11 protein-coding genes are annotated in these 13,537 nt (G+C 43.2%); 4 read left to right on the plus strand and 7 right to left on the minus strand.

Annotated elements, in window-relative coordinates; all coding sequences use genetic code 11:
* Positions 1-107 precede the first annotated feature (107 nt).
* The 3 genes from KIT51_16370 to glgP all read left to right on the plus strand — a co-directional run bounded on the left by KIT51_16370 (position 108) and on the right by glgP (position 3,855).
* The gene (locus KIT51_16370; protein UYN86419.1) at positions 108-1,124 is read left to right on the plus strand and encodes an iron ABC transporter permease; all 1,017 of its coding nucleotides are present in this window, start codon (positions 108-110) and stop codon (positions 1,122-1,124) included.
* Entirely contained in the window at positions 1,121-2,110 is a 990-nt protein-coding gene (locus tag KIT51_16375) for an ABC transporter ATP-binding protein (GenBank protein ID UYN86420.1), read from the plus strand. Before KIT51_16370 ends, KIT51_16375 begins: the two co-directional genes overlap by 4 nt.
* 95 nt (positions 2,111-2,205) lie before the next feature.
* A complete protein-coding gene (gene glgP / locus KIT51_16380; protein UYN86421.1) occupies positions 2,206-3,855 on the plus strand; it encodes an alpha-glucan family phosphorylase in 1,650 nt (549 codons plus the stop codon).
* A gap of 59 nt (positions 3,856-3,914) precedes the next feature.
* Here glgP and msrB read toward each other — a convergent pair whose 3' ends face one another.
* Both msrB and KIT51_16390 read right to left on the minus strand, forming a co-directional pair.
* Positions 3,915-4,433 (minus strand): peptide-methionine (R)-S-oxide reductase MsrB, encoded by a 519-nt coding sequence (gene msrB / locus KIT51_16385; GenBank protein ID UYN86422.1) that lies wholly within the window; start codon positions 4,431-4,433, stop codon positions 3,915-3,917.
* 104 nt (positions 4,434-4,537) lie between these two features.
* Entirely contained in the window at positions 4,538-5,218 is a 681-nt protein-coding gene (locus KIT51_16390) for a Crp/Fnr family transcriptional regulator (GenBank protein UYN86423.1), read from the minus strand.
* A 48-nt stretch (positions 5,219-5,266) separates the two neighbouring features.
* Here KIT51_16390 and KIT51_16395 point away from each other — a divergent pair, with 48 nt between their 5' ends.
* Positions 5,267-6,067 carry an MOSC domain-containing protein gene (locus KIT51_16395; GenBank protein ID UYN86424.1) on the plus strand — a complete coding sequence of 267 codons (801 nt, stop codon included), beginning with the start codon at positions 5,267-5,269 and terminating at the stop codon, positions 6,065-6,067.
* Between the two features lie 3 nt (positions 6,068-6,070).
* On the opposite strand, the gene chrA is transcribed toward KIT51_16395, so the two are convergent.
* The 5 genes from chrA to KIT51_16420 all read right to left on the minus strand — a co-directional run bounded on the left by chrA (position 6,071) and on the right by KIT51_16420 (position 13,331).
* A complete protein-coding gene (gene chrA / locus KIT51_16400; GenBank protein ID UYN86425.1) occupies positions 6,071-7,375 on the minus strand; it encodes a chromate efflux transporter in 1,305 nt (434 codons plus the stop codon).
* Between the two features lie 2 nt (positions 7,376-7,377).
* Entirely contained in the window at positions 7,378-7,770 is a 393-nt protein-coding gene (locus KIT51_16405; protein UYN86426.1) for a hypothetical protein, read from the minus strand.
* A gap of 6 nt (positions 7,771-7,776) precedes the next feature.
* On the minus strand, positions 7,777-10,332 hold the full coding sequence (locus KIT51_16410) for a TonB-dependent receptor (protein UYN86427.1): 2,556 nt from the start codon (positions 10,330-10,332) through the stop codon (positions 7,777-7,779).
* 154 nt (positions 10,333-10,486) lie between these two features.
* Positions 10,487-11,302: a DUF2490 domain-containing protein gene (locus tag KIT51_16415; protein ID UYN86428.1), complete on the minus strand. Its 816-nt coding sequence runs from the start codon at positions 11,300-11,302 to the stop codon at positions 10,487-10,489.
* A 4-nt stretch (positions 11,303-11,306) separates the two neighbouring features.
* Positions 11,307-13,331, minus strand: a complete 2,025-nt coding sequence (locus KIT51_16420) for a hypothetical protein (GenBank protein UYN86429.1) — start codon at positions 13,329-13,331, stop codon at positions 11,307-11,309.
* Positions 13,332-13,537: the final 206 nt, after the last annotated feature.

A 13,537-nucleotide genomic window follows, 5' to 3' on the forward strand; every position in this document is an offset into this window, starting at 1 on the left:
AATGTGGCATTTAAAATTTTTAGGATGCCCAGGGGACTTCTCTGGCATGACGATCCAGGGATCAAAAAAGCTGGTTTTTAAGTATCATTGCCGAGCCGGATTACCGAATGAAAAGACTTTTCACCCTGTACCCATGGTTATTTTTATCAGCGCTTCTCGTCCTGTTATTTCTGGTTAATCTTTCATTGGGAAGTGTTGAAATCCCGGTAAAGGACACGCTTTCAATACTTTTTGGAGCTGACCCGGAAAACCCCGTATGGCAACAAATACTTATTGACTTCAGGCTTACAAAGGCCATGACGTGTGTTTTTGCCGGCAGTTCACTTGCGCTTGGCGGATTGATGATGCAAACCCTCTTTCGAAACCCTTTGGCCGGGCCAGATGTACTTGGATTAAGTTCGGGGGCAAGCTTGGCTGTTGCCATTTTGGTAATGACCAGCCCTGCCGCTTTATCACTCATTACCGGCCCTTTCTCAATAGCTTTTGCCGCCTCGGTTGGTTCTGCCCTTATCTTTATGGTTGTACTGGGTGTTGCCAATCGGGTAAAAGACAATACTTCACTTCTTTTGATCGGTTTAATGATTGGCGCAGCAACCTCATCGGTGGTTAGCATACTTCAGTTTACCAGCCGTTCTGAAGATCAGCATTATTTTTTGGTTTGGACCTTCGGGAACATGGGTGGGTTAAACTGGCCGGAAGTCTTCTTGCTGGGTGTGGTATTTCTGATTGGTCTCACCTTATCATTCCTTCTTTCCAAACCATTGAATGCCTGGCTTTTGGGTAACAACTATGCACAGGCTTTGGGGATTAATTTACATCGGGCTAGGATCCTCATCATTATCAGCACCAGTGTGTTGGCAGGATCTGTTACCGCTTTTTGCGGGCCGATAGCTTTTATAGGGCTGGCCGTACCCCATCTTGCACGGCTGGTTATCCATACCACCAATCACAGGGTTCTGATTCCGGGCACCACACTAACCGGTGCTGCTGTGATGCTGCTTTGTGATACCGTGGCGCAATTACCAGGTAGTTCTTTGGTGCTACCCATCAACGCCATCACTTCATTGGTAGGTGCACCAGTGGTTATTTGGGTTATTGTTAGAAGTAAAAAGGTTCGGGTATGAAGCGACCTGAAAATCCTTTGCCAAAGAAATTATTATGGACTGATGGACTCGCTGTTGGCTACAAGGTTGGCGGTGTAGATAACCGCCTGCTCGATAACCTTAACCTGGCCATTCACCAAGGTGAACTTGTTTGTTTTATGGGGCCAAATGGAATAGGCAAGTCAACCTTGATTCGTACGCTCGCCCAATTGCAGTTACCCATTAAGGGCAGCGTGCACACCTCACAAAAAGAAATTGTAACGGGCATTGAAAAAAACATCTCCCTGGTACTTACAGACCGCATTACGGCCGTAAACATGACTGTTCAGGAATTGGTAACCTATGGCCGATATCCTTACCTCGATTGGAATTTAAAACTCACTGCGACAGATATCAACATTATTCACCAAGCCATCGCACAAACACACATTGGAAACCTGGCGCAAAAAAGACTTTATGAATTAAGCGATGGGCAGATGCAAATGGCTATGATTGCTCGTGCCCTTGCACAGGATACACCCCTGTTGCTTTTAGATGAACCCACAGCACACCTTGACCTGAACAATCGTGTAGAAATCATGAACCTGCTTCGCAACCTCGCACATTATTCAGGTAAGGGAATTTTAGTGGCAACACACGAACTGGACCTGGCGCTGCAAACAGCCGACACAATCTGGCTTGCGGGCAAAAACAAAAACATCCTTACCGGCATACCGGAAGACATGGTGTTGAATGGAGCCTTTGATGATATTTTCCAGTTTAAAGGATTCGATTTAAAAACCGGCAAAGTTTTTCATCAAGCCTGGCGCAATGTCTCGGTAGCCCTGGAAGGGGAAGGTCACGAATACTTGTGGACGAAAAATGCGCTGGAGCGAAGTGGTTATTCCGTTGATCCAACAGCACCTATAGCTATCCGCATCATGCATCATGAAAACCAAGTTGAATGGATTGTTCACGATCGCGTTTTCAATTCCTTGCAAGCTATGTTAAAAACTTTGTCACCCTGAATGTGCTTTCTCAATCGTTTGCAAAAACCTCTTTTTAAAAACATTGAACCCATTCGCGCCTGATTTGTTAGCTTCGCGTCCTTTAATCCTAATCTATGTTTGACCTGGTTAACCTATTCCCTTACAAATTCAATAAGCAGTACGCCAAACCTGTGGCTTACTTCTCCATGGAGTTTGCCATCGATCAGCCGTTGAAAATTTATTCTGGCGGTCTTGGCTTTTTGGCAGGCTCGCATATGCGCAGTGCCTTCGAGTTAAAGCAGAATATGGTTGGTATTGGCATACTTTGGAAGAAGGGCTATTATGATCAAGAGCGCAACGAAGACCAAAGCATGCGGGTTGGATTTCGCAACAAGGAATATTCTTTTTTAACGGATACCGGAATTCTGTTTCCCATAACCATACATGATGCACGTGTTTATGTAAAGGCATTCCTGTTGAAGCCGAACGTATTTAAAAGCGCCCCGGTATTTCTGTTAACCACCGATATAGAAGAGAACGATCACCTGGCCCGAACGATCAGTCACCGGTTATACGACCCCAATGAAGCAACCCGTATTTCTCAATCTATTTTATTGGGTGCCGGTGGCGCGAAATTGCTGGAGGTGTTGGGCCGCGAAACTGAGATCTATCACATGAACGAAGGTCACGCTCTTCCGCTTTGTTTCTACCTGCTCGATAAATTTAAAAGCCTGGAGGAAGTGCGCAGGCGCGTTGTATTCACCACCCACACACCCGAAAAAGCCGGCAACGAAGAACACAACATTACGTTGCTGGAAAAAATGAGTTTCTTCAACGGGTTATCCATGAAACAGGTTGAAGAATATGTTTATCCTGAAAACGGTACCTTAAACTATACGCTTACAGCATTACGAATTGCCAAAAAAGCAAATGGTGTTTCGCAGTTGCATGGTGAAGTAGCCCGCAACATGTGGAAGGATTTTAAAGGCATTTGCTCCATTGATGCCATTACCAACGCACAAAACAAAACCTATTGGCACGATTATATGCTTGAGAAGGCGTTGGCCAAAGATGATGATGCGAAACTGGTGAGCCGAAAAAAAATGCTCAAGAAAAAATTGTTCCGTGTGGTGGCCAATCAAACCGGAAAATTATTTGATGAAAATATTTTAACCCTTGTATGGGCCAGGCGGTTTGCCGGTTACAAACGGGCCAACCTGTTGCTTCGCGATTTTGAACGGTTTACCAGAATTGTGTCGAACAAAGAATTCCCCGTTCAGATCATCTGGGCAGGAAAACCTTACCCGGAAGATTTCGAAAGCATCAATATCTTCAACGAAATCCATTGGAAAATTCAAGGCTTTAAAAACTGCACCATTTTAACCGGCTACGAATTATGGCTTTCCGGCCACTTAAAAAGAGGCTCGGATGTGTGGCTGAACAATCCAAGGTTATACCACGAAGCGTCCGGCACTTCAGGTATGACAGCCGCCATGAACGGCTCCATCAATTGCTCCATCCCCGATGGATGGGTGCCTGAATTTGCCAAGCATGGGAAGAATGCCTTTATAATTGAGCCGGCACCCGATAATCTTTCCGTGGCTGATAAAGACAAGGAAGAAGCCAACAGGCTTTACGATTTATTGGAGAATGAAGTAATTCCGTTGTATTATAAAAACCCTGACAGGTGGGTTAAAATGATGAAGGCCGGAATGAAAGATGTAGTGCCGTTCTTTGATTCTGCCCGCATGGCTGATGAATACTATCAGAAGCTTTATAAATAGTGACTTACCTGGTTTTAGTGACAAAGTCTAAAGGCACTAACATTCGATTCATCGGTTACTTATTTCTTCTCCTCTTTCTTTTCTTTATAAAAATTGAGTGACACGGAGTTTACACAGTATCGCTTTCCGGTAATGGTGGGTCCGTCATCAAAAACATGACCCAAGTGAGAACCACAATTGGCACACATAATCTCGGTACGTACCCAGCCGTGTGCGCGGTCAACTTCATATTTGATCTTTCCGCCTTCCATGGCTTTATCAAAACTGGGCCACCCGCAATCGGAATCAAATTTCATATCGGATGTAAATAATTCAGCATCGCAAGCCGCACACGAATAAACACCTTTGTCGTTGGTCTTGTAATACTTACCTGTATAGGCGCGCTCTGTACCTTTTTGACGAAGCACCTGATACTGTTCGGGAGTAAGGGTTTTCTTCCATTCCTCCTCTGTTTTAAAAACTTTCTGCTCGGCCACTACCGGCTTCTCCTTTTCAATAATTTTTGATTTCATGTCTTGTCCGAAATTCATACACGCGTAAAATAAAAATGAGGTTAATAATATGATACTCTTATTCATAATCTGCCTGATGTTAGTACAAGTTAAACATTTATAGTCTGATAAAGTTCTGTTCTCGTTGCTCTTACAATGTCATGCACCCGACAAGAAGGTTATTAAAGGAACTACTTCAGGTTCGCCAAATCGCGGATAAGAATCTTTCTGCGATCGAAATAAATCAGGTTCTGCTCTTTCAGTTCATTCAAAATGGTGGTTACCGTTTGGCGTGATGTTCCGGTAAGGGCAGCAATATCTTTATGGGTAAGTTTGGTGGGGATCATGGTTTCATACCCAACCTTTTTTCCCTTCCACGAAGCTGAATCTTTTAAGAACTCAACAATGCGCGTTCGGGCATCTTTAAATACGAGTAACTCAAGTTTTCGCTCCAGGCGCATCAGGCGAAGCCCAACAAGTTTCAACAACCGAAAACTTAGTTCCTTATCATCCTTCATCAAGGCTTTCAATGCTTCAATGCTCAATGGACAAATAGAAGTGTTGTTATCCATTACCTGCGCAAAATCCCTGCGCTTATCCTCACCTGCCAAGGCAAGCTCTCCAAAAAATTCACCTTTTGTTAGGATGGAACTCACCACTTCTTTTCCATCGTCCAGGTAATGACCAATTTTCACTCTACCCTCAGCTACCATATAGATATGATCAGCCTCGTCATTGGGAAAATAAATAAACTGATCCTTTTTAAACTGCCTGAACTCATGCTTCTTATCCAGTTCTTTGGTTTTGTGCGGACACAGAACATTATACAGGTTTACACTTTCGAAATACCACAAGGATGCGGTGCTTGTCATGATGATGGGTATTTTTGATAAGTTAGCAAAAAATGCAGCAGAAAGTTCATGCCTGATCTACGGTTAAGTGAAATTTGGATATACCCGATAAAATCGCTGGGTGGAATTCGGTTAGATAAAGCCATAGTGCTGCCAAAAGGCTTGGAGCATGACAGGCGATGGATGCTGGTGGATGAACAAAACCGGTTTATAACTCAACGGGAACACCCTGAACTGGCGCTTTTTCAATTAACAATTAACAATAAGCAATTAACAATACTGCATCAGGCCAATCAGCAATCAGTTCAGTTCAATATAAATACCCATTCGACTTATGCTGAAACCGTAACCATTTGGGATGATCAGGTACAGGCATTTGAAGTTGATCAAACTATCAGCAAGTGGTTTTCCGATCAATTGAAAATGAAATGCCGGTTAATGCATTTTCCTGAAACCAATAGTCGCCCGGTAGATACTGCTTATGCTATCAAAAACGATCAGGTTAGTCTTGCTGATGGTTATCCGTTTTTAATCATTGGGCAATCTTCGTTAGATGATTTGAATAAACGGCTTCCTGACCCAATATCCATGCAGCGCTTCAGGCCAAACTTTGTGTTTACCGGAGGTGATCCTTACGAAGAAGATCATTGGAAAAATTTTACGATAGGCGAAGTAAAATTTGTAGGTGTCAAAAACTGTAGTCGGTGTGTGCTCACAACCGTTGATCCTAAAACGGGGATAAAAGGTAAAGAGCCACTACAAACCTTATCAACTTACAGGAAGCGCAACAACAAAATTTATTTCGGGCACAATGTGCTGGCCGTTACAAAAGGCGTTGTTCATGCAGGTGACACCATTCGCCTGTCCTGATCATCATCCAAAATAATACACCACCAAACCGGCCAACGCACTCACACCAATCCAGATGATCATATTTATGTGAAATCTGTAGAGTGCAATGAACGAAGCTAACGTCCAAACGATGGGAAACAAGTTAAGCTGGTTGAGCGCAAACCCATTCGGAAAAATAACGGCCACACTAAGGTAAATCGTTAAGTTAAGCACCACACCAACAACAGCAGCCGTTACAATCGATAAAATGTTTTTAATGCTTTTATTTTCCTGTGTACGTTCAATTATTGGCGCACCTGCAAAGATGAACAGGAAGCATGGAAGAAAAGTGTAAAAGGTAGTAGTAACCAGACCTAGCGCACCCATTGCAATGGATTGCTCAAAATGATTGTATCCTGCCATAAATCCTACGAAGGCCAATATCATAATCAGCGGGCCAGGTGTAGTTTCACCTAACGCCAAACCATCAATCATTTGCAGGCTGCTAAGCCATTGAAATTTTTCCACACTCACCTGTGCCACGTAAGGCAACACGGCATAGGCGCCTCCAAACGTTACAAAAGCAGCCTGCGTAAAGAATACCGAAAGCTTACTCCAGAAAGCGAAATCAGTTAACAAGAAATAAAACAATACAATGGGCAACAGCCATAGCACCGCGCTAACCATTACCTTGTTCCAGAAACGAAGCGGATTAAACCCGACATCTTCTAACCGTGTAGTGTTATTAATATAGAACTCCAGTTCATTATTTTCTGAAGTCTGAACGGCTTTGCTTCCCGTTGCAAACAGTTGGGGCAAATATTTACGCATTACCGCAGCTACTCCGATAGCTCCAATAATAATGAGTGGAAACGGGACATTAAAAAAGAAAATCAACACAAATGCAACTAAGGCCACACCATAGTGAAACACACTGAGCAGCGAACGCTTACCGATCTTGAGTAAGGCCACCACTACAATGGCAATTACTGCCGGTTTCAATCCGTTAAAAAGAGCAGCTATCCAAGGTAAATTTCCAAACGATACATAGACCGCGCTTAAGCCAAGTAAAATCAACATGGATGGAAGTACAAACAATATACCCGCCACCAGGCCACCGCGTGTGCCGTGCATCAACCAGCCGATATACGTGGCCAGTTGCTGCGCCTCCGGACCGGGTAAAATCATGCAATAGTTCAACGCATGCATAAACCGGCTTTCACTGATCCATTTTTTTTTATCCACCAGGTATTCGTGCATGATGGCCACCTGCCCGGCTGGGCCGCCAAAACTGATGAAGCCAAGCTTCAGCCAGAATTTTAGCGCATCCGTAAATGATGGTTTCATGCCTATATTTTCTTATGGAATTTATACCCCAGTCCAGCGGATGCAACCCAGACTTCTGTTTTATCGAAGTGAAAGAACGGAACAATGAGCACCCAACTCTTGTAGTCAAGGCGCGGGGCAACGCCAAGTTTTGCCCCTGTTTTACCATCGCGCACATAAAACGATGGCAACGCACCAACACCAATTTTTAAGTCTTTGGTTAACCGAAGGTGCAGCGAAGGTCCGCCTACATTAAAGGAATAAAAATTTTTACCAGCCGATGCTCCCAGCATGCCTTCCATCCCGACATTCCAGTTTGATTTTTGATCAGGAGATTGTGGTTCTGATTGTGCGCGTAATTTTTCCGTATAAAGATTCAACACCAGAAAAAAACAAACAACCGCTAATCGCTTCATAGATGCTTATTGTATGTTGTATCGAATGGTAATACCAAAAGTTCGCTGATCGCCCAGCACACCAGCATAGTGCCCTGCATTGCCAGCGCCCGGAAACAGCTGCTCAAAATAATTAACGTTTAGCAAATTCCTGCTCCACACAAATAAAGTTACCCCTTCTGTGGCCCGATAACCAAGCCTTCCGTTCAGCAATGCATAGCCATCAATATTCAGGTATTGTGAAGGAGAAGGACTGGAGGAGAACGATGAACGATAAAACGCATCAACACCAACAAAGTAGTCGCCTGTTTGGCCAAGTAGTGTACCCTTAACGGATGATTCAGCACCAACAGTAGCAGCCCATCTTGAAATTCCCGGAAGCTGTCCGCCAGAAATATCCTTGAATGTTTCCCCACCAGTACCTTCCAATGGCGGTGGTGCATTGGGAAATGAAACGTAGGTTCCATCAGTAAAACTCAAGGCTCCATTCAAGGCGATGACTTTTTTATAACGGTAGCTCGCATCTATTTCCACACCACGTACACGTACTTTTTCAGCATTGGCCAGGAAGCCGCGGTTTACCGAAAGATCGGCCACCTGCACCAACGTTTGGTAGTCTTTTATATCTGAGTTGAACACGGTGAGGTTAAGCATTGAGTTGGCCGTAGGTTGTGTTTTAATGCCCAGCTCAACATGGTTTACCTGTTCAGGCTTTATTGTGGCCAGTTCTACCAGGGGTTGACCGGCAACGCTGGGTAATCCTCCAAGATTTAATCCTACCGGTTTAAAGCCAACAGCATAGGTAGCAAACGTTCTAATAAACTTGTTGGCCTTGTATGAAACAGTTAACTGGCCTGAGTAATTGGTTTTGTTCACATCGGCAACAAAGGCCTGATCATTATATACCGACCGTTTAATGGCAATCAATGCCGGATCATCCGTTTCCAACCCGCCATACGTTACCCGTGAAAAATCAACGCTCTTCTTATCATAGTTAATCCGGATGCCGGGCAAAACAGAAAATTTATCGGAAACAGTCCACTCCAACTGACCAAAAACAGCCCCGCTGAAGTTTTCAAATAATTGCGTGGTCTTTATTCCATACCCATCCAACAAGCCCGGTGTTGCCCATAAATTGCTTGTTGTGCTTTGTGAAAACCGCCACTGATCTCTTCCGGCTTCTTCCGTGTGAACCGGATCTGATTTCAAATTCTGACTGAAAAGAAACACACCAAATACACCACTTAGCTTCGAGCTAAACTCTCCGGCATACCGGAGTTCCTGCGAAAGTTGATAGTGCTGTGATGGCGCCTGTGATAAGCGCAGACCTTGAAGCCCGGTAAAATCCCTGTCGTTAGACGGATCCCATGTCCAATAACGCCAGGCTGTTGTTGAAGTCAGTTTGCCTTTTCCCAAATCAAAATCAGCATTGATTGAAATGCCTCCCATGTCCTGCCCCGACTTCCAGGGCGTATCATGATCAATCACCCTGTCGAATGGGTTGCGTGTAGGAAGATCATAATTCAAGTCGGCAATAATGTTTTCAAATTGCCGGTAGGCAGCGCGCTGCGTTGGAGCCACACCGGCAAATACCTGTGCGTAGCCATCGGGCCGCTGGCGGGTATGATCCACCGCAAACAATACTTCAATCTTATCCGTAGGCAGGTACAACAGTTGCCCACGTACGCCCACGTTATTCAGTGTGTTTACATATTTCTCCGTTGCCTGATTGTAAATCAAACCATCGCGGTGTGTGCCGGTGAAGGATACACGCAACGCAAGCTTATCGTTTACCAACGGACCGGTAACTGAAGCCTTAGCTTGTGTGAATCCAAAATTGCCATAACTCAACTCAAAGTCGCCCCCAGTTTTAAAGCTCGGCCTGCGTGTTGTGATGTTGAACGTACCGGCCGTAGTATTTTTTCCAAACAGCGTTCCTTGTGGTCCGCGCAATACTTCTATTTGTTCAATGTCAATAAAATCAATAGTGGTGGCTGCCGGACGGGCATAGTAAACACCATCAACATAAAAGCCTACACCCGGATCAATACCATCATTCGTGAGCCCGAAGGTAGAACCAATACCACGTATGTTTAGTGTTGTATTTCTGGGATTGGATGAGTAGAGCTGAACGGAAGGCACAAGTTCCTTTATACGATTCACGTTAAACGACACGGTGTTTTCAATTTGAAATGAACCCAGCACTGTAATGGGAATGGGTATATCCTGAACTTCTTCCTTTCTTCTCCTGGCAGTTACTAAAACTTCTGTAAGCGCAGAGCTGGATACAATCAATGAAACAGACAAATCGTTTTTGCCATCCACAACTACTTCTTTTGAATCGTACCCCACATAAGAAATACGTAGGGTAACGGGAAATTCCCCGGAATACTTCAACTCAAATTTTCCATCCGAACCCGTGGCCGCCCCGCTGCCGGTCCCTTTAACGGATACCGTTGCGCCAATAAGGGGCTCGTTGGAAGAGGCATCAAATAGTTGCCCCTTTATCAGGCTTTGGGCAGTTAGATTCAGGGACAAAACTGAGAAAATCAGAAATAGAGTAATGGTAAAATTTCGGGGCATAGGTAAAGAATTTGTTAATTATCTATAATGTCTACTGTTTTAGTAGTGTTTAAGCACAATCTTATATCATTTTTTCGACTTGTCAAAAAATTATTTTGATGCGAGATGTGCTGTCCTTCAGTGCAAATGGGCGCAGAAGACTAGAATAAACGAATCAATTACTCAAGCGCAACTTGCTTAAGTAATCAATAAAGAGATAGAACATCGGCCCTCGGGAAACATCCACCTGGTAAAGGTTACTCCGAACGTTTAACTGATAAATGTATCCAGCTTCGACCCTGGCCCAATCCCAGAAACGCACTCCCACTCCAAGGTAGTTTCTGTTCTGACTGAAATTATTGAAACCATAATTTTTGCCAAATTCAACATGCATCTCTGAATATTGGCTGACATAAACCGTTCTGTTGGTGTAGAAATAGTTTGTGTTCAGGGGTATTCTTGTTCGAATCCTGTACCGTATCCTCCAGTTGTGTACAGAGCCGTCTTCGTTGTCGATGCCACGCCATCTCGATTCAAAGCGTAAGCGATGTGTGAAATTAAAACGTTTGAAATACGTTGAATGATTAATCTGTAATGTGGTGCGTAGTTCTCGCTCAAAAGGTCTGTCCAGGTCGCTTTCTAATGGATAGCGAGGTGCAGAGTTGAAAAGTCCAATTGGATTAAAAGATATGCGCGTATACTTTGTTGGCTGATACGCCAGCCAGGGACGTATACTAAAACGCAAAGGCTCCTGAAGTGAATTAACTAAACCCTTTTCACCTAATGTTGATTGCCTGCGGTACACCACATCAAGATCCCATCCCCATTTGCTCCCTTCTTTAAAGAAATCATAAATCGTGTACTTGGTATATACAATGCGGTTATCAAGCTTTTCGCGTTCCTGTTGACTATGAGCAGGGAAAACAGCCACTAACCCAATTATGAAAAAGTAGGTTTTTAAAAAACGTTTGTCACAGTAAACTCGCTTCATAGTATTAAACTCCCAGTAATCGTCTTATTCGTTCAGGCTGATTTTCTCTCCGTATCCGGGAGTTTAACCTATTGGTCTCTTGCTCGTCTGACTCTGCGTATTCACGAAGGCGAGCTTCTAGTCGAATAATAGAATCTACTTTACTGAGAAGATCCTCCTTGGTTGAAGTTTTCATTAGCTCATCTATCATATAGGGAAGCAAAATTTCCACACCACGACTATAAATACCAGTTTTAATTCGTGTCTCTAAATCCCTGGGAAAAAACGGATTTGCTGAGTATCGGGTAAACACTTTATCAAGTTCAGCTGAAAATTCCGGGATTTTCGCCAGATCATCGTGCACATAAATTACAGTCTTAATCAAATCAAGTATCGTATTGCCTCTGTTAACTCTAGCGGTATAATCTTGTGTATCCACATATTCCTGCATTTTTTTTGGCAGGATGTCTCGGGTGTATCGTTTAAAAATCTCCAACTGCAAATCGTTCGGTTGTAATTTTTTCCGAAGCTCATCATCAGAGGCCTTGAGGTTGATTCTTGGATCTCCGATATAGGTTATAAAAAGTGAGTCCAATGCTTTGATTATTGTTTCATCGAGTCGGGAAATGCGATCTTCTTGTTGAAGACTAAGAATTGTTGGGCTAACACTATCATAGTATCGCGCTATAAATGCATCTAACCCAATTGTGTAGCGATATAGATTCAACACAAGACTATCGGGGGAGTTTACCTTGTCAGAAAGTTCAATAACCTGATGGATTTGTTTTCCTTTATATTCGTAGCCAATGGTGTCGGAACCGTGCAAACCGGTAACACCATGCCGATAAAAATTATCCCTGAACTCGTAATCAAATTTACCTGATTCAATCTCGTTCAGCACCTCAGTGATTATTGTGATTTTGTTAGCTCCGAAATCAAGTAAAGCGTTATAAAATGCTAACGTGTCATTTTTTTGTTGATTAAGCCTGAGCACCGATGAATTTTTGATAGAATCGTATTCATGCTCCATATTCTTGACTATGGGCCGAAGAATTTCAATAAGCTCATCTTCCTTCTCCGGATAGATGTATTGAAACCTACGTGTACTACCGGTAGTAGGTAATCTGAACCCGGGCAGCGTTAAAAAAAATCCGGTAGAATCTGTGAAATAGCTGAATACCCGGTGAAGTTTTTCATTACCTGTTTGTTGAGCCAAAAGCCTCGCATCAGATTCTGTATATCCATCATTAAATAGTATACCGAATTTTCGGTTGCCGAGACCAAGCGCAGTGCCACCATTTTCCTTAACACGGCTAAGCTTGTCCCGAACGTCATCGAAACGCTCATCATAAATTATTTCCTGCGTGTCGACTAGCGTGAGTGTGAGGCGCAATAAAAAGCCTGAAACATATTCACGATTTTCCAGGTAACTCTTACCATCATGTAAATAACTCAACTTCCAGTTTTGATCGAAGTAACCTTGCTCATCAAAATGGCCTTCCACCTGCAAGGATGATTCGTTAGAAGGATCTGAGAATGTAAACTTACCAACAGCCTTTCCCTCATTAAATATCAGGTTTGCATTAGCAAATGGCTGAAGCTTTTTACCTTCTTTCACCCGCTGTATTACCAATGACCAACGTCCATCCGCAAGCCCATCCTTAAACCGGGCTGTCATTCGGCTGATAACACCATCCGTTGCTGTCTCAACACTTACACCTGTAATGCGCTTGAATCGAATTCCAAAGTCACTGGTTTCGTAAGTCCACTCTCCATTTTTATTCCCTCTTCGGTAAAATCCTGTCACCATAACCTGACGCAGATTATTATCTTCAAGCTGCATCACATCGGAAGTGAAAGAAAATCGTCCGTGGAACTGAACAGAATCATTGGCAAGTTGATAGTATGAATAATTAGCCGTTCCGGTTGTTCGGCCATTCAAAGTATATTTACCTGAAAAATTCCGCACTTGTTGAGCATGCACTGCACCAATTGAAAAAGAGAAGAGCGCTAACGCAATTACAATCCTTATAAGTGCTTGTACGGGCATCAATGTTAAAACTTGTGTAAATAAAATTTTGCCTAAATATAAGGCATAAGCCCATTATCGGGCACATAGTTTTACATCGAAGCTCAGTTATTGCACAACATTAGAAACAGATTAGAAACAAAAAGAATTTTTCTATTCATTATCAATTGATAATATTTGATGCTGATTTAAGATGTTTTTAACATTTTCACTTTTACAGATTGATG

It is taken from the genome of Cyclobacteriaceae bacterium (genome assembly GCA_025808415.1).
GTDB lineage: Bacteria > Bacteroidota > Bacteroidia > Cytophagales > Cyclobacteriaceae > UBA2336.

Coding starts and splice junctions, on each gene's coding strand:
- glgP (UYN86421.1), top strand. CDS start 2,206: ATGTTTGACCTGGTTAACCTATTCCCTTACAAATTCAATAAGCAGTAC.
- KIT51_16420 (UYN86429.1), bottom strand. CDS start 13,331: ATGCCCGTACAAGCACTTATAAGGATTGTAATTGCGTTAGCGCTCTTC.
- KIT51_16415 (UYN86428.1), bottom strand. CDS start 11,302: ATGAAGCGAGTTTACTGTGACAAACGTTTTTTAAAAACCTACTTTTTC.
- KIT51_16405 (UYN86426.1), bottom strand. CDS start 7,770: ATGAAGCGATTAGCGGTTGTTTGTTTTTTTCTGGTGTTGAATCTTTAT.
- KIT51_16370 (UYN86419.1), top strand. CDS start 108: ATGAAAAGACTTTTCACCCTGTACCCATGGTTATTTTTATCAGCGCTT.
- KIT51_16375 (UYN86420.1), top strand. CDS start 1,121: ATGAAGCGACCTGAAAATCCTTTGCCAAAGAAATTATTATGGACTGAT.
- chrA (UYN86425.1), bottom strand. CDS start 7,375: ATGAAACCATCATTTACGGATGCGCTAAAATTCTGGCTGAAGCTTGGC.
- msrB (UYN86422.1), bottom strand. CDS start 4,433: ATGAATAAGAGTATCATATTATTAACCTCATTTTTATTTTACGCGTGT.
- KIT51_16390 (UYN86423.1), bottom strand. CDS start 5,218: ATGACAAGCACCGCATCCTTGTGGTATTTCGAAAGTGTAAACCTGTAT.
- KIT51_16410 (UYN86427.1), bottom strand. CDS start 10,332: ATGCCCCGAAATTTTACCATTACTCTATTTCTGATTTTCTCAGTTTTG.
- KIT51_16395 (UYN86424.1), top strand. CDS start 5,267: ATGCCTGATCTACGGTTAAGTGAAATTTGGATATACCCGATAAAATCG.